Source organism: Salinispira pacifica (genome assembly GCF_000507245.1).
GTDB lineage: Bacteria > Spirochaetota > Spirochaetia > DSM-27196 > Salinispiraceae > Salinispira > Salinispira pacifica.
Window position 1 is genome coordinate 2,147,120 of the sequence record NC_023035.1, and the last position, 16,254, is coordinate 2,163,373.

The window sequence follows — 16,254 nt, forward strand, 5'->3', positions numbered from 1 at the left end:
TCCAGAGATGGAACTCATTGGCCATCACCCGTTCGCATGGTCTTAACCTCTCTCATCTCCGCTCTCCTGTGCCTATTGCTCTCCCCCTATGGATTGAGTTTCAACATGGACAGCATCAGCGTTGACATTCCCTGGTCAATGGTTTTTCCGCTGATAACTGCCTTGGCGTGGGGCTGGAAGGGAGGCCTGCTCAGTGCTGTGTTCGGGGCGGCCTGGTTCCCATTCCTCCTGTGGCCTGCCAACGGAAATACCAATATTCTCACATCACTGGGGCTTCTTGCACTGTTTACCTTGAGCGGATATGCATACCGGAATGTGAGCTTCCCGAAAAGAGATAAATCCGGATATATCAGACTGGCCATAACCGTTATTCCGCTGCTCTTAATCATTGCAGGTCTCTACATCTGGCTGTTCCCTCCGCTGCTGGCTGCCAATCCGCCTTTTTGGGATACCGGCGCACGGGGTTACGATCTGGGAATGTCGCCTTCTATTCTTCGGAGCATTTCAGCCAAATACGTCGCCAACGGACTGTTTGCTGTCATCATTGCTGAAACTTCTCTTCAGATCGCTGCGGTAAGAAAAGTCTACGGACTTCCTATACACAGATATCATCGGGAAAACGCCATCATTCTTCCGGGGAGCATGTCAGTGGCCCTCCTGGTCTGGCTCGTGTTCTTTCTGCTTGATCATCTGCTGATTGCTCCCGGGTATGACGGTCCCCGGATGTATATAGACCTCTCACTTATGATTATGCTCAGCGCCGGTATCTGTGTGGGGCGGGTAATAATGTACAATAACCGCATCAGGATGGAAGCTGAGGAGTCACGTAACCGTTTTCTGGCCAATATGAGTCATGAACTTCGAACACCTCTTAACGGCATAACCGGTATGATTGATCTTCTTGACCGCAGCTTACGTGAGAAGGAGCCGAAACATCTCATTGCCCTCGCCCGGCGTTCCACCAACCATCTCAGCAATATGGTAGAGGATCTGCTCACCCTGTCCAGGATTCAGACCGGTAATTTCACCCTGAACCGGGAGGTTTTTGATCTGGATGCCCTGCTGAAAGAGCTTGCAGATATTCAGCGTAATGATGCGCTCAAGGCGGGCATGGACCTGAACTACCGCAGGAATGTGGACTCCGCATATATCGATTCCGATCCCCAGAGAATCACCCAGATTATTCTCAATCTTGTATCCAATGCCATTAAATATGCAGGAAGGGGTGAAATTCGTATCAGCCTGAATATTTCAGACGATATTTCAATTCGGGTATCGGATCAGGGAGAAGGGATCCCGTCGGATCAGCTGGAACTTGCATTTCAGCCGTTCACACAGCTGGAGAATCCTTTTTCCAAATCCCACGGAGGAATGGGTGCGGGATTGAGCATATCAAGGTCCCTTGCGGAACTGCTGGACGGGAGCCTGCATGCAGAGTCCCGGCTTGGAAAGGGATCCACCTTCACCCTGAGCCTTCCCCTCTCCGTGCTGAAACCGAAGACTGAAAGGGATGCTTCCCCGCCGCCTGCAGAAATACAGGAGCGGGGATGCAGGGAACTGTATGTTGTGGTGGTGGATGATGACTTCATCAACCGTCTGTACATGAAAAACACTCTTGTGGAGGGCGGATGCCGGGTGGAACAGGCGGTAAATGCCGAGCAGGCACTGAAGATTATTGAGATGACCCCGCCGGATATGGTGCTCATGGATATCGGGCTGCCGGGAATGAGCGGAGAAGATGCAATCGAACTGATGCGAAAAGAAAAGCGCTATGCCGGCCTTCCTATAGTGGCAGTAACCGCCCATGCCCATGAGAAGGATGTCCGCCGTTTTATTCAGAAAGGCGCAGACAGCGTACTGGTGAAGCCTTATACAGCGGACCAACTCCTGAAACTGGTGTATGAAGTGTGTACTTAGCCTGCTATTTCCACAGGGATGCCGGCAGCTTCAAAATCAACATTCAGCTTCCGGATAAATTCCGGATCCGGGGCGGGGGTATCTTTCAGGGTATATCGTTTTCCCAGTTCAGCCCATTTGGCCTCCCCCATCTTGTGGAACGGGAGAAACTCAAACCGCTGCAGGTTGGGGATGGTAAGCAGCAGCTGTTTCAGAAACTCAAGATCCTCAGCTCCGTCGGTGAGGCCCGGGACAATTACATGGCGCACCCATAAATTCCTGTTCGTTTCAATGAGATAATCCAGGCTTTGCCGGATAACCGAAAGATTCACTCCGCACAGATCTTTATGAAGCTCGGGGTTGGCGGTTTTAATATCCAGCATCACCAGGTCGGCTGCATCGAAGCAGGGAGAAATAACACTGAGACGGCCGTAACCCGATGTGTCCAGTGCGGTGTGAATCCCCTCATCCCGGGCCCTCAGCAGAATATCCCTGGTGAACTCGGGCTGGGCCAGGGATTCCCCTCCGCTGATAGTCAGCCCTCCGCCGCTTGAGTCCATCCAGGTCTTATACCCCCTGGCCTTCTGAATCACCTCGGCGGAGCTCATCTCCATGGCCGCTGCGTTCATGGCCCAGGTATCAGGATTATGACAGAACAGACAGCGCAGCGGACAGCCCTGGAGAAACACTACAAAACGTAACCCCGGACCATCCACCATTCCGCCGCTCTCGAAGGAGTGCACCCTTCCCCGGACAGGCTCATTGGCGGCCTCAAGCACAGACATACAGCTCTACACCATTGAGTGGAAGGTGCGGCTGATTACGTCCTCCTGCTGCTCCCGGGTCAGCTTCACGAAATTCACCGCATAGCCGGAAACCCGGATGGTCAGCTGAGGATAATTCTCGGGATGTTCCATTGCATCCAGGAGAGTGTCTCTGTTCAGAACATTAATGTTCACATGATGGCCGCCGTTGAGAAAGTAGCCGTCCAGGAGGGAGATCAGATTCTTCTCCCGCTCAGCTTCAGTTTTGCCAAGCGCCTGGGGAACTATGGAGAATGTGTAGGAAATCCCGTCGGTTGAGTGCTCGTAGGGAAGTTTGGCAACCGAGGCAAATGCCGCAAGAGCACCCGATGTATCCCGGCCGTGAACGGGGTTTGCACCGGGACCGAAGGGAATGCCGGCTTTCCGCCCGTCGGGGGTTGAACCGGTCTTCTTCCCGTACACCACATTACTTGTGATGGTGAGAATCGACTGGGTGGGCTCAGCGTTGCGGTAGGTCTTCTGCTTGCGAAGCTTATTCATGAAGGTCTCCACCAGGTCGGCGGCAATTCTGTCCACATCGTCGTCATTGTTTCCGAATGCGGGATAATCACCCTCAACCTCATAATCCACTGCAAGACCTTCTTCATTGCGGATCACCTTCACCCGGCTGTGCTTGATGGCAGAAAGTGAATCGGCGGCGACCGAAAGACCGGCAATACCGCAGGCCATGGTTCTGTGCACTTCCCGGTCATGGAGGGCCATCTGCAGGGACTCATAGTTGTACTTATCGTGCATGAAGTGAATTACATTCAGAGTCTTGATATACAAACCCGCCAGCCATTCAAGAACCGCGTCGAAACGCTCCTTCACCAGACTATAATCCAGATACTCGTCGGTAATGGGACGCAGAGCGGGAGCCACCTGTACGCCGGTTTTCTCATCCCGTCCGCCATTGATGGCGTAGAGCAGTGCCTTTGCCAGGTTTGCCCGGGCGCCGAAGAACTGCATCTGCTTGCCCACCTTCATGGCGGATACACAGCATGCAATGGCATAATCATCTCCGAAAAAGGTACGCATGGTGCAGTCATTCTCGTACTGGATGGCAGAGGTCTCGATTGAGAGTCGGCTGCAGTATTCCTTGAAACCCTGGGGAAGCCGGGGCGTCCATAGAACCGTAAGGTTGGGTTCCGGAGCGGGGCCCAGATTTTCAAGGGTGTGAAGGATGCGGAAACTTGTCTTGCTCACCAAAGGCCGGCCGTCAACGCCGATACCGCCCAGGGCTTCGGTCACCCAGGTGGGGTCCCCGGAAAACAGCTCATTATAGGCCGGGGTTCGCAGGAAGCGCACCATCCGCAGCTTCATTACAAAATGATCGATGAACTCCTGGGCGTCGGCTTCGCTGATCATTCCTTCATCCAGGTCCCGCTGGATGTAGATATCCAGAAATGTCGCCACCCGGCCCAGGGACATGGCGGCGCCGTCCTGCTCCTTAATGGCTGCCAGATAGGCGAAATAGGTCCACTGTATGGCTTCCTGAGCAGTTTCCGCAGGCCGGGAAATATCAAACCCGTAGCTTCCGGCCATGCTTTTCAAGGCCTTCAGGCTTTCCACCTGTTCGCTCAATTCTTCACGGCTGCGGATATTTTCCTCGTCCAGCTGGGTGGTATCGAATATTTCACCGGATTCCTGCTTATCTTCAATCAGGCGGTCAACACCGTAGAGCGCAACCCTGCGGTAATCACCGATAATCCGGCCTCTTCCGTAGGCATCGGGCAATCCGGTAAGAATTCCCGATTTCCGGGCCCGGCGCATTTCCGGGCTGTATGCAGAGAAAACTCCGTCGTTGTGGGTTTTCCGCTCCTTGCCGAACACCCGGGCTACCGAATCATCCATTTCATATCCGTAGGATTCCAGAGCGGATTTCACAACCCGCCAGCCGCCCCGGGGCATAATCGCCCGCTTTAAGGGAGCGTCAGTCTGCAACCCCACAATCGATTCAAGATTTTGGTCCACATATCCCGCCCCATAGGCTGTCACTGAAGAAGGAATGCTTGTTTCCGCATCGATAATGCCTTTCTTTTGCTCAAGTTTCATCAGCTCGGAGGTTTTTTCCCACAACTTACGGGTACGTTCTGTGGGAGGCGCCAGGAAACTGGAATCACCCTCATAGGCCGTATAATTCTTCTGGATAAAATCCCTGACATCAATCTTGTATTTCCAGGCACCGTCGCTGAAGCTTCGCCATTGTTTCATGTTGATCTTCCTTTGAAATGGTTTTGGTATGGTATGTAATAGTATTTTACTCAGCAACAAACTACAAGTTCAGAGAAGAAAAATCAACTGGGAAATTAATATGTTTTAACTGAATTGAAATATGGCCGGTGCAGTGGAAAATACCAGGGCTGCCGCCATGGTCCAGTTAAACGCACTCAGCCGGCGAGGACTTGAAAGAAATCTCTGGAACACCCTTCCGAAAAGCGTCCAACTGCATATGGATGCGGCGGCGATGATCATAATAGAGATGGAGTTCAAACTCATACTTTGCCAGTAGTTTTGCGGATCCGTGAATGTGGATACGATGGTGAGAGAGGCAAACCATGCCTTGGGATTCACCCATTGAAACAGCGCCGAGGCGAACAGACTGTTGGGTTTTTCTCGGTCTTTCACCGATCCGATTGCTCCGCTGGTGCCCATCTTCCAGGCCAAAAGCATTAAATACAACAGGCAGGCAACCTGGAGAACATTGTACACCACAGGAACCGCCTCAAACAGGGCTCCAAGTCCCAATCCCACAAGAAAAAGCATGAATCCGAAACCCAGAGCAACCCCTGTCAAATGGGGCAGGGTTTTCCGGAAACCGAAATTGGCTCCGCTTGAAAGAGCTATGAGATTATTGGGTCCGGGGGTAAACGAAGCGGCAATGGCAAAGCCCAGAAATCCGGCATACAGTGTCCAGTTCATATGTTCTGATTATGCCGGTGCAGACAAATCAGGTCAAAGGGGGGACTTCAGTGAAAAGTCAACTTTCCACAATCCGCTCTCTCCCGCCCAGCTTCCGGTAACAGGTCCCCCCTGGGGCACAAAGTATTGTACATGTTCCTTCCCCAGAAAAAGCTTGTAGTCCATCCGGGGATTATTCTCTATTATATAGCCGGGATAGTACCATTCCAGTTTGTGTTTACGGCAATAATCCAGGGTGAGCAGAATGAGATATTTTCCCGGACTGAAGCGGCGGTATTCCGGATGAAAAAAATGGAGAATTGATGCAGCCGAATTCGTTCCGGTGTAGAAAATACCGCAGGAAATCGGCTGTGTTCCGTCACGTACGATCCAGGCCTTTCCGTTGTAGATGTTTGTTTTTCCCCGGCCACAGGTTGCATCCTGTATGCTTTCATATCCGTCGAAGTCTATGGAGCTGAAATAGTGTTCATACAGTCGGTCCAGCTCTCTCCGATGCTGAAATGGATCAAGAAGCTCAACGCTAAAACCCCGGTTTTTCCTGCGGATTCTTTTATGTGAAGAGCGGTCCATTACACCGGATACAGGATAGCGGATCCAATGTACCCTCTGGGGCTCTTCGCTCCCGGTATCCAGGTGTGAGGTTGTGAATATCCCCTGTCCCATGGGATACCATCCAAGGGAGAGGAACAGGTCGAAAAGATCCGGCGGCAGCTGTGCGGGGGTAAAATATTCATGATAAAACATTCGTACCCTCTACAATGGGATATTTTCGAATCACAATCAAGCAGTGCTTACAGCAGCGTGGGTGATGGAGACCGACGCAGCCGGCGGCTGCTCCTCCCATCCCTTGGAACGGTCCTTAAAACAACGACAGCTCTCTGTTGGGAAAGTGAAAACCAATGCCGAATTCCAGGTTCAAGTAGGGTTCATCGGGGAACCTGCGGTCATCATCGAAATTCAGCCTTACAGCCTCCAGGCGGACAAAAGGAGCAACCCTGGGCTGTACAAATGCCATCAGTTTGAAGAAAGGAATAATCTGATATCCGCTTAACTGATCATACGCCCCGGTGTAGATATATGCGTCAGCCCCCAGGGACGGTACAAGTCCTGCCTGCCGGTTGGGATAGCTCACAAAACTGTAGCTGGCGCCAAGTTTTACCGTCAGATAATTAAACGCATCATATTTATCTTCAAGATGCAGAAAGGCGCCGGCTTCCAACGCCAGAGAATCTACTACGAAAAAAGAGAAATTGGGAGAAACCTTCAACTCCCACTCCCGGTCACCTTCATCTTCATCCACCAGATTGTTGAAATAGTACCCTGAAAGACTCAGTACCACTCCGCCGGCTTCAAAATTTTCTCCCACCGTCTGGGCGCTCACCCCGGCGGTTATCAGACAGAAAATCAGAATCATAATCATTCGATTGTGCATCAAAAACTCCTCAGCGTGCATCCTACCCGGGAACTCATATTTTCTCAACACAATTTATATATTGGGGCTATACGATTTTTTGTCCCTGATCGGTTGATATGATGCATAAATGGAGACGCTATGAGTCTGAAGCTGGTATACCGGTACTGCTGCGGAATGATCGTTTATGTTCATTTAACCACTTTCAGACGGAATACTTTGTTTATTTGGGAAAATATTTGACAGGTTTTGATAAGGGCCTGATAATTTCATCAGCCATAGTAGTTTTGTCAGAAATATCTGACCAAGTTAAGAGGAGGATGCAATGGCTGATGCGAAAAAACTGGCCTGGAAATGGCTGGGAGTCGCTCTGATACTCGTGCTGGTGAGCGCAATCGGAGCTTCCATTGTTCAAACATCCGGTGGAAGGGTGGAGATCAAGGACCTTCGTTGGGAGACTGCTTCCGGCGACTTGATGAGCGCCTTGCTGTTCATTCCGCCCAATGCGAGTGAGGATAACCCCGCGCCCGGAATTGTCACCAGTCACGGATGGTACAACAACCGGGAGATGCAGGACCTTAACTATGTTGAATGGGCGAGGCGCGGATATGTGGTAATGTCCATCGACATGTACGGTCATGGGCATTCCGACGCAGTTACCCCTGCGGAATGGTATGTTGCGGGTACCGGAATGTACGATGCGGTAAAACTCATGGCAGATTTCCCCTATGTTGATACCGACAAAATCGGGGTAACCGGGCATTCCAACGGTGCCAGAGCGGCGAACCTCTCTATCCGGGAAGATAACATGGCCGAAGAACCGCTGATTGATTCGGTACTCCTGGTGGCCAACGATGCAATGTACACCACATCTGAAAACGAGCCCTTGTATACCGGCATTATTGCTCCGGACGCACGGGAGCCCTATACGAACCGCTACGGTACCCGGGATGTTGGCATTATTGCCGCACAGTTTGATGAGTTTTTCTTCCGTACCGTACAGGCCGACGGGACTCAGACCCTTCCCAGGGATTTTATCACCACCGAGTACGCACAGTCGTTTCTGAACTTCGGAAGCGATCCGGTGGAGGTTCGTGAGAGCGGCGTGTTTTATACCAATCGTGTGAACGGAGAGTTGGCTCTGCGGGTAATTTACACCCCCTGGGAGATTCATCCATGGAATCATTTCTCCATGAAATCTGCAGCCCAGGGTATTGAATATTGGGAAGAGTCATTCGGAGCACCCAACCCCATCCCCAAGTCGAACCAGATTTGGATTTTCAAGGCAATGTTCAATTTCATCGGTCTGGTGGGCTGGGTGATCTTCATAGTGGCTTTCGCCAAGGTGCTGCTGTTCACCCCGGCATTTGCATCATTACGAAAGGATCAGGAACCCAAAACCATGGTTCTGAACCGCAACGGGAAGCTGTGGTTCTGGATCGGTTCTGCAGTGGTAGCAGTCATTGCCGCCGTTTCCTACCTGAACCTGGGAGCATGGACCAGGGCCAACCGTCCTGCCTTCCTTCCCCAGGCACCCACCTATTTTATCGGTGTGTGGAGTACCGTGGTAGGTGTTTCACTGATTGTCCTTCTGGTACTGAGTTATTATCTGTACTCGCGGAAGAACGGGTATGACCCCAAAGAACGGGGAATTGCCATTGCTCTCATGCCGCTGATCAAGACAGTTGCCCTGGCAGTGACCGTCCTGGCGTCTGCGTTTGCTCTGGTGTTTGCAGTTGATTATTTTTTCAAGGCGGATTTCCGGTTCTGGGTTCTGACGGTTCGTACGTTCAGCCCGGATAAGATCGGTATTGCGCTGCGCTACGCACCGCTGTTCCTTCTGTACTACATCCCCATGTCGGTTGCCACCAACAGTTTCAACCAGTTCAAGCTGGGAGATAAGGAATGGTACAACACCGCGGTAGCAGCTGGCTTCACGGGTCTGGCTCCCGGGATCATGATTATTCTCCAGTATGTGACGTTTATGTCCACCGGAGATGTGTTTTTCAAGGGCATTTCAAATATCTACGGTATTTGGCTGTTCCCCATTGTGGTAATTATTCCTGTGGGTGCGATTGTTTCCCGGAAGCTGTATAAACTGACGGGGAACCCGTATCTTGGAGGTATTATCTGGGGACTTCTGGTGCCCATGATTATGGCAAGTAATACACTTACCCAGATCTAACCGCTGCGTGAATGCAGCATATGTAAAGAAGTGAGTTGTGCCGGTGAAGGTTGTGCGGCCGGCACCCCCTGGCTCTGGAGCATTGGCTTCAGAGCCTTTTTTTATTGAGACACGTCGGATAGAGACAGCTGGCGAGGAGTTTTTTTTGATTGATGGTGCTTCATTCAGGCTGATATTGATGGCGGTTCTCTTTCACTTTTTGGGGGTAAACCGCCAATGGCACGACGGAGCGCGACAGAAGGGGGAACCGGGAGCGGGGTTATTGGAATTGCCGTACCATAATGCACTGTACATGAAGCTTCGTGAACCGGGGTGTGCGGTTCATTTCCGGATGCCGTCCGGGCTCGAATTCAGTTCCGCCGGAAACGATGACCAGGTTACCCGGAAAGAATGATGCCCCTTGAATAACGGGATGATCGGGTATTCCTGTTGGCTCCAATCGCCCCCACACCGGTGATCTCAGAAATCGATAATCTCACCTGTTTCATCCCAGACATTTTCCTCCCAGAGATCCACTTCTCCGGTCAGGACTCCGTAATGATAATACGCTTCGTCACCGAAACGGTTGCCGCGTAAAGACATCCCCGGGACTCCATAAACAGTGAACCCTCCTCCGTAAAGCCAGTTATATTCCACCAGAATATCGGTGTACCGTTCGGTGTCGGTCATCATAAATGTGGTGTTGGCCTTATAGGGACTTCCAGGATAGTGACTCGATGCTTCACCGGGAATATAGAAATGGTTGTAGCGAAATATCGCATCCGATCCGCCGCTTCTCATCTGAACCGCATCGGCATGGGCTCCATCTCTCATGCCGAGTTTTTCAATGAAACAGGCTTCTATCAAGGTTCGATTGCCGTCAGAAACCTTAATTCCATCACCGCCTGTGTCATGGATGTAGAGGTGCCGGGCAGTGAAGCCGCTGCCCAGGATCCCGGCACTCAGTACTCTTCGGATTTCTCCATATTCAAATGTAGCATTGGTGCCACCGGACATTTTAATGCCGTAAAAATTACCGGTTTCCTCAATCGGATCATATATGCCATCCCCATGGATTACAAAATCTCGTAGGACCACATTGTCTGCTTCTATCCAAATCTCACCCTCAAGGGAAAAGCCCTCGAGAACCGCACCGTCTTCCTTAATTTTGGTAAGGCCAGGCTCCCAGATCTCAAGATCAGTGGTGCGCGGACCGGTATTTGTCCTGTCCGGTTTCGGGTAGGCTTCCGACGGAGGAGTAATGTCTTTCTCTTCAACCTCCATGGGGAACCTGCAACCCTGGCTTAAAAGGATCAAAAGGATCAAAAGGAATAGAAAGACAATCTGTTTATGCATATTTCACCTCACCTTTTCATTCAATAGGGATTTTCCATAGCTGCTGGATATTCCCATACCGACAGTTCTCCATCCTGCAAAGCTCCAATATGCCCCGGGCTATGGTTTCCATTTCATTTCTGGCCGTATTGGCATGTGCCGCCAAAGCAATCCGGGCCAGGGGGCTTTTAAAGAGAATTTGAAACTGGATTCTTAAAAGAAAAACGGGAGCAAGAAGAAAAATGCAAAGTTTCAAGGGATAGATGGGCAACCCGTGTTTTCTGACGCCGACAAGCCCCTCCTTAATCGCCCTGACAGATAATGTCAAAAGATACCTGTCCACTGCCAGGGCAGGAAGATTTTCGTTCTTTGCATATATTGCCCCTGCCAGGCCGCATATCAAAGCACCATAAAAGAGCCGTAATGTCCTGAACGACTCACGAGTCCTGATCACTCCACCCGGCGATTCTTGCAAACAGCCACCAGGCGGCATAGGCTTTCATATTGGCATTCAGGGCTTGGCTGTGAGCGGAATCACAGCTGTACCATTCTACTCCTTCTATATGACTGTTCTGCCAATCAGCCGCCCAGTTCCTGTCTCTAGATCCATCTCCGTCACTGTCGTAGTTGCATCCATCATCGGCATACTTTTCCAAATAGGAAATCCCGTCAGGGTCGTAGCTTTCAATATCAGCAAAGTCAAACAACCACGTATTATTGGATATGCAGTATTCTCGGATTTCCTCATTTCGCAGGTGCAGATTCCCTGACTCACCCGTGCCGTCCAGATGACCGGTCATATAGACAAATGTAACTTCTGGATATTCAATCTCCAGTTGAGCCATTTTATCCAGGTAGTTATCCCGCAGTTCTTCCGAACTCCATCCGCTGAGCTGACCGCAAAAGGACCAGATGATAGTATTGTAGTCCGCATATTCAGGGTCATCGAGAAAATCCCTGGTTTTTTCATCCCAGCCGCTGTAGCCTGCATCAAGCTCGAGGTGGCCGTCAGAATACCCTGACCCTTCATACAGATCGAGAGCTCCCTCTGCACCGCCGCGGTTCCATACAAAAAGATCGGTGGTATAGGAGTTGTTCAGATGACCGTTATTGGCGAATACCACCAGACCTGCCATTCCGTCAGTCACCTGTGACCCATGACTGGTATGACCGTATCCGATGTGCAACGTGTCGATTGCTTTTTGAATGGCCGATTCGGGAATCTGGCCTGCCTTTAATACGGGGACAATGCTGTGATCAGCCATGCGAGAAGGGGATCTTTCAGGATTTTGATGGTCCTCGGGGTCGTCTTCAACAACAGGCAGCGTGCATCCGCCTATTAAAAGTAGAACCAGCATCAATATACAACATTTTTGCAATTTCATATGTAATGATAGAAAAAGCCTTAACGGTCTGGCAAGTCTCGAAGCGGGCAGCAGAAGATATTTCAGTGCACTGAAGCTTGAAAACCGTATCTTTAGGGCATCCCGGACTCAGATATGGCGATGACCCTCATACCAGCCATCAGCTATTCCAGGGAAAAACCGTACAACCAGGCCAGAAGCTCCGGCAGCCGTTCTCTCCAAGCCGTTTCATTGTGTCCGGCATCTTCATCTATGACAAGCTTGATATCCTCAACACCCTGTTTCCGGAGGAGCTCAGCCATTTGCCGGGTTAACGCAACATTTTCATTCCCTTCGCCGGTTCCCATATCCAGATACACTCGAAGGTCTTCAGCCCCGGGATTCTGCCTCGACAAATCCTGAATAATTGATGCATCGGCAACCCAGATGGACGGGCTCATGGCGATAATACTCTTGAACTCACCGGGTATCACCAACGGGGCATAGAGGGAGATCAGACCTCCGAGACTGCTTCCGGCCAGGCTGTGGTATTCACTGCCCGGAAGAACACGGTAATTCTCTTCAACCCAGGGCTTCACCAGGTTTACCAGATCCCGTAGATATTCAACCGCCAGGGTTTCCATTCCGTTGAAATCCGTCGGATAGGGGCTGTATTCGGAAACCCGTCGTTCCCCGCCGTTGCCAACGCCCACCACAATGGCTCCGGAGAAATAATCCAGGGCGTACAGCCCGTCCATCACCTCATCCACCATCCACTCACCGCTGAACGCAAGATCCCGAAAAAATAGGTTCTGTCCGTCATGCATGTATATCACCGGGTAACGTGATTCCTGTTCATGATAGCCCGGGGGTGTATATATCCAGATATCTCTTTGAGTTTCCAGTTCAGTCATGGAAAAGTCCTGGATATGCGTAATTGTACCCCGCTTCTCCTTCCCGGCCTGCTGCAGTGTTTCCAGTAAACCCGGTTCAGGTCTCTGCCCCGGAGGCGGAGGGGGAAGAGTGTCGGTGACACAGGAACTGAGAATCAGGAGCAGTGCACCTGCAAGCAAAAAGTACGGCTTCATGAAGAACCTCATCTATGTTGAATTATGTTGAACTATGATGGATTGTAACACAACGGGCGGCAGTTGCGGCTGATTCTTTTATCCCATACCCTTGTTCTGTCCGGCTGGGATCCGGCTGGACAAAATCGAATGCCCAAGAATGCAGAATGCTGCTGATTTTCCTTGTGCTCATTCGTATACTCTACTACGCTTTTGTGTTGTTGATGATGTATGCATCAAATGCCAGAAAATTCTGTTCACTGCCTGACCTGCTTGCAGTACCGTTTCCACTGCATAATTATAAAAGAGAAGTCATAGCGGCAGGTACCTCCGAAGCATTGCATATGAGTGCCGTGATTAGAAAGGGATCTTAATGCTGATATTTCAAACCGCGAACTGGACATTACTGGAAAGCAGCCTGGTATTCGGCGGATGTGCACTGGTAATCACTTTCGCCGGCACACGGATAACCCGGGTGGTGGATCAGCTTGCCGACCGAACCGGAATCGGCGAGGCGGCTGCCGGAGCCATTCTTCTGGGTGCTTCAACATCCTTAAGCGGTGTCGTATTGTCGGTGACTGCGGCCTGGAACGGACATGCCGAACTGGCGGTGAGCAACGCACTTGGCGGAATCGCCGTGCAGACGTTCTTCCTTGCAATTGCAGATATTGTCTATCGCCGGGCGAACCTGGAACATGCCGCGGCATCCGCTCCCAACATGCTCCAGAACGGTCTGTTGATCACCCTTCTCGCCTGGATACTGCTTGCACCCAATCTGCCGGATGCAACGATCTGGGGGATCCACCCCGTAACCCCGATTCTGTTCGCCTTTTACATCTTCGGAATTCACCTGATCCGAGGGGTGAAAGCAGCCCCCATGTGGCATCCGTCAGTAACCCGGGATACCCGCCAGGACCAACCCGACCCTGAGAGCCGCATACCCTCCCTTCTCCGCCTGTGGAGCGAATTTATTGTACTCATGGCCGTCCTGGGAGCTGCCGGGTTAACCCTTGAGCCCGCCGCAACCAGCATTATTGCGCAAACCGGTCTCTCCCAGACAGTGGTAGGCGTACTGCTCACCGCAGTGAGCACCTCAATTCCTGAGCTGGTAACATCCATCGCCGCCGTACGCAGGGGCGCTCTGACTCTTGCGGTGAGCGGTATCATCGGGGGCAATGCCTTCGACACCCTGTTCACCGCCGTCTCGGATATCGCCTACCGTGAAGGCTCGATCTATCACGCCATCACTTCCGAGGTGGAATTCTGGGTCTCCTTAACCCTGCTGATGTGCGGCATACTGATGATCGGACTGGTTCGACGGGAACGTTACGGCCTTGGGCGCATCGGCTTCGAGAGTTCTGCGATTCTGGTTCTGTACATCGCAGGCGTGGTGATGCTGCTGATCTCATAAAGCAAAATCGGGTATAATATATATTAATGCATCTACTCTTTCGTCTGCTGACAATCTACGCTACGGGACTCATCTTGATGTTTTTCTCCGAGTACTTCTTTGTAAACGAGGGCCCGGCACAGGCTATTATCGGTATTTTCCAAAGCACCAGTACGGCCGGCCTTGTCAGCTACATTGAATTATCCCTGTATTATGCCCTTTTCGCAGTATGGCTGCTTATACCTCTTTACTATTTCAAGATTGGCAATTTCTGGGCACTCTATATAGCAGCCGGTTTTTTTGGAATAGCAACAGAGGGAGTGGTTATTCCTCTCATTTTCACCGAAAGCCTTAGCTGGCCTGCATTGTCATGGCACGTTATTGCGGATGTTTTACTGGGGTGGTACCTGATGCGCCGCATTCTCATAAAAAATTCCATGCTGTTTACTATCATGGCTTCCATAAGCCTGGGTCTCTTCTGGGCATTCTGGGCGTCCTGGTCTCATATTTCCGATCTCCCATTTATCCTTTCCCCCGGGCAGTTTACCGTCTATGCACTTATAACCAGCGCCGGCCTTATTACCGGCTATGTTTTACTGAATTTTCTGCGAAAGACCGAATTCACCCCCCAAAAAACCGAAGTGGTGTTTTTTTCCGTTCTCACCCTGGCTCTGTGGTTGCTGATGCTTTCTGAACAGGGGATACAACTGCTCGTCATGAACCCGCGGAATTCCATTTTGCTGGTAATATATTTGGGCATTGCCATCTACACCCTGTACAGCTATAGAAATATTGCACAAGAAGAGAAGATCCTTTACCTATTCCGGACAGGTATTGCTTGGTGGAATATGCTCATCCTATTGCTCATGCCTCTCAGCGCAAGCGGCGCATATTATTTTGTGTACCATTATCAAATCTACCCTCCCACCGGGCTTATTGTCACATTACTGCACTCTTCTTCGCATATCTTTCTGGGCATTTCGCTGTTCATGGTTTGGCGGCAGATTGTACAGGCCAGGCACAACATATAAATTTGAACGTTCTTTTGATGACTTAAGAACTACCCGAGGAGGCTGACATGATGATAACCACTCTTATGGAAAACCTGGTATATCAGAAACGGTTAACCGCAGAGCATGGACTGGCTCTGCATGTTGAGGTGGACGGACAGCAGATTCTTTTTGACACCGGTCAGACTGAAGGGCTGATTCAAAATGCCGGGGAGCTGGGAATCGATCCCGGAAACATTGATCACTGTATTATCAGCCACGGACACTATGACCATACCGGAGGGCTCGGTGAGGTTATGTCCATGAATCCCCGAATGAAGCTCTGGATCCATCCCCAGGCCTCCCTTCCCCGCTATAACCGCCATGGAGAATATATCGGCATGGCCTCACCGGAGCTGACCAAAGCCTCCTCCCGAACTGAAGGCGTTACCCGAATAAGTGAAACCGTCTACATTCTTCCTGCGGCATCAATCACCTACCCCGAAGATCTGAACATGGAGGGGTTCACCATGGATATAGATGGAAAGAGGGTTCCGGATAAGTTTTCAGACGAGCAGAGCCTGGTTTTAGTGCGAAACGGCAGGCTGCAAATCCTCAGCGGCTGTTCCCATCGGGGTATCACCAATATTATTCAGTCCGCCGTTGATCATTTTCACCTGCCGGTTGATCTGGTAGTAGGAGGCTTCCACCTTCGTCACAGCCAGGATCTGGATGCTATAGCCCGGATCCTTAACGGGTTCAAAATCCGGCGGATCGGCGTCTCTCACTGCACCGGTGTACGCCAGTATACCCAGCTGCAAACTCTGGTAAATGCAGAAGTTTTCTACAACCATACCGGTTCAATTATCACCATATAACCCTGAACTCTCAATACCGCAACAGCTCCTGACACTCGTTGAGGGCGGAATTATCC

At 51.0% G+C, this 16,254-nt stretch carries 13 protein-coding genes; 5 read left to right on the forward strand and 8 right to left on the reverse strand.

Annotated elements, in window-relative coordinates:
• Window positions 1–105: 105 nt before the first annotated feature.
• Window positions 106–1,917 carry an ATP-binding response regulator gene (locus L21SP2_RS09515; RefSeq protein WP_024268292.1) on the forward strand — a complete coding sequence of 604 codons (1,812 nt, stop codon included), beginning with the start codon at window positions 106–108 and terminating at the stop codon, window positions 1,915–1,917.
• Here the strand turns inward: L21SP2_RS09515 and pflA are convergent.
• The 5 genes from pflA to L21SP2_RS09540 all read right to left on the reverse strand — a co-directional run bounded on the left by pflA (window position 1,914) and on the right by L21SP2_RS09540 (window position 7,053).
• Entirely contained in the window at window positions 1,914–2,681 is a 768-nt protein-coding gene (gene pflA / locus L21SP2_RS09520) for a pyruvate formate-lyase-activating protein (protein ID WP_024268293.1), read from the reverse strand. The genes L21SP2_RS09515 and pflA overlap by 4 nt on opposite strands.
• A 6-nt stretch (window positions 2,682–2,687) precedes the next feature.
• On the reverse strand, window positions 2,688–4,913 hold the full coding sequence (gene pflB, locus L21SP2_RS09525) for a formate C-acetyltransferase (protein ID WP_024268294.1): 2,226 nt from the start codon (window positions 4,911–4,913) through the stop codon (window positions 2,688–2,690).
• Window positions 4,914–5,018: 105 nt separating this feature from the next.
• Window positions 5,019–5,621 (reverse strand): LysE family translocator, encoded by a 603-nt coding sequence (locus tag L21SP2_RS09530; protein ID WP_024268295.1) that lies wholly within the window; start codon window positions 5,619–5,621, stop codon window positions 5,019–5,021.
• 33 nt (window positions 5,622–5,654) lie between these two features.
• Window positions 5,655–6,365: a GNAT family N-acetyltransferase gene (locus L21SP2_RS09535; RefSeq protein WP_024268296.1), complete on the reverse strand. Its 711-nt coding sequence runs from the start codon at window positions 6,363–6,365 to the stop codon at window positions 5,655–5,657.
• 115 nt (window positions 6,366–6,480) lie between these two features.
• A complete protein-coding gene (locus tag L21SP2_RS09540) occupies window positions 6,481–7,053 on the reverse strand; it encodes a hypothetical protein (RefSeq protein WP_024268297.1) in 573 nt (190 codons plus the stop codon).
• 304 nt (window positions 7,054–7,357) lie between these two features.
• Between L21SP2_RS09540 and L21SP2_RS09545 the strand changes: the two genes are divergently transcribed.
• Entirely contained in the window at window positions 7,358–9,217 is a 1,860-nt protein-coding gene (locus L21SP2_RS09545) for an alpha/beta hydrolase family protein (RefSeq protein ID WP_053335657.1), read from the forward strand.
• A gap of 459 nt (window positions 9,218–9,676) precedes the next feature.
• On the opposite strand, the gene L21SP2_RS09555 is transcribed toward L21SP2_RS09545, so the two are convergent.
• From L21SP2_RS09555 to L21SP2_RS09570, 3 genes are all read right to left on the reverse strand, one after another.
• Window positions 9,677–10,480, reverse strand: coding sequence for a right-handed parallel beta-helix repeat-containing protein (locus L21SP2_RS09555; protein WP_024268301.1), 804 nt, complete (start codon window positions 10,478–10,480; stop codon window positions 9,677–9,679).
• 488 nt (window positions 10,481–10,968) lie between these two features.
• The gene (locus tag L21SP2_RS09565) at window positions 10,969–11,796 is read right to left on the reverse strand and encodes a hypothetical protein (protein ID WP_024268303.1); all 828 of its coding nucleotides are present in this window, start codon (window positions 11,794–11,796) and stop codon (window positions 10,969–10,971) included.
• Between the two features lie 263 nt (window positions 11,797–12,059).
• Window positions 12,060–12,962, reverse strand: a complete 903-nt coding sequence (locus L21SP2_RS09570) for an alpha/beta hydrolase (protein WP_024268304.1) — start codon at window positions 12,960–12,962, stop codon at window positions 12,060–12,062.
• Between the two features lie 352 nt (window positions 12,963–13,314).
• On the opposite strand from L21SP2_RS09570, the gene L21SP2_RS09580 reads away from it, so the two are divergent.
• Genes L21SP2_RS09580 through L21SP2_RS09590 form a run of 3 tightly spaced genes read left to right on the forward strand, consistent with a single transcriptional unit; the run spans window position 13,315 to window position 16,198 of the window.
• Window positions 13,315–14,352, forward strand: a complete 1,038-nt coding sequence (locus tag L21SP2_RS09580) for a sodium:calcium antiporter (protein ID WP_024268305.1) — start codon at window positions 13,315–13,317, stop codon at window positions 14,350–14,352.
• Window positions 14,353–14,378: 26 nt separating this feature from the next.
• Entirely contained in the window at window positions 14,379–15,362 is a 984-nt protein-coding gene (locus L21SP2_RS09585; RefSeq protein ID WP_144082983.1) for a hypothetical protein, read from the forward strand.
• Between the two features lie 47 nt (window positions 15,363–15,409).
• The gene (locus tag L21SP2_RS09590) at window positions 15,410–16,198 is read left to right on the forward strand and encodes an MBL fold metallo-hydrolase (RefSeq protein WP_024268307.1); all 789 of its coding nucleotides are present in this window, start codon (window positions 15,410–15,412) and stop codon (window positions 16,196–16,198) included.
• The last annotated feature ends 56 nt before the right edge of the window (window positions 16,199–16,254 follow it).

Bases quoted from the DNA above. Each gene is read 5' to 3' on its own strand.
- L21SP2_RS09515 (WP_024268292.1), top strand. From the start codon at position 106: ATGGACAGCATCAGCGTTGACATTCCCTGGTCAATGGTTTTTCCGCTG.
- pflA (WP_024268293.1), bottom strand. From the start codon at position 2,681: ATGTCTGTGCTTGAGGCCGCCAATGAGCCTGTCCGGGGAAGGGTGCAC.
- pflB (WP_024268294.1), bottom strand. From the start codon at position 4,913: ATGAAACAATGGCGAAGCTTCAGCGACGGTGCCTGGAAATACAAGATT.
- L21SP2_RS09530 (WP_024268295.1), bottom strand. From the start codon at position 5,621: ATGAACTGGACACTGTATGCCGGATTTCTGGGCTTTGCCATTGCCGCT.
- L21SP2_RS09535 (WP_024268296.1), bottom strand. From the start codon at position 6,365: ATGTTTTATCATGAATATTTTACCCCCGCACAGCTGCCGCCGGATCTT.
- L21SP2_RS09540 (WP_024268297.1), bottom strand. From the start codon at position 7,053: ATGCACAATCGAATGATTATGATTCTGATTTTCTGTCTGATAACCGCC.
- L21SP2_RS09545 (WP_053335657.1), top strand. From the start codon at position 7,358: ATGGCTGATGCGAAAAAACTGGCCTGGAAATGGCTGGGAGTCGCTCTG.
- L21SP2_RS09555 (WP_024268301.1), bottom strand. From the start codon at position 10,480: ATGGAGGTTGAAGAGAAAGACATTACTCCTCCGTCGGAAGCCTACCCG.
- L21SP2_RS09565 (WP_024268303.1), bottom strand. From the start codon at position 11,796: ATGGCTGATCACAGCATTGTCCCCGTATTAAAGGCAGGCCAGATTCCC.
- L21SP2_RS09570 (WP_024268304.1), bottom strand. From the start codon at position 12,962: ATGAAGCCGTACTTTTTGCTTGCAGGTGCACTGCTCCTGATTCTCAGT.
- L21SP2_RS09580 (WP_024268305.1), top strand. From the start codon at position 13,315: ATGCTGATATTTCAAACCGCGAACTGGACATTACTGGAAAGCAGCCTG.
- L21SP2_RS09585 (WP_144082983.1), top strand. From the start codon at position 14,379: ATGCATCTACTCTTTCGTCTGCTGACAATCTACGCTACGGGACTCATC.
- L21SP2_RS09590 (WP_024268307.1), top strand. From the start codon at position 15,410: ATGATGATAACCACTCTTATGGAAAACCTGGTATATCAGAAACGGTTA.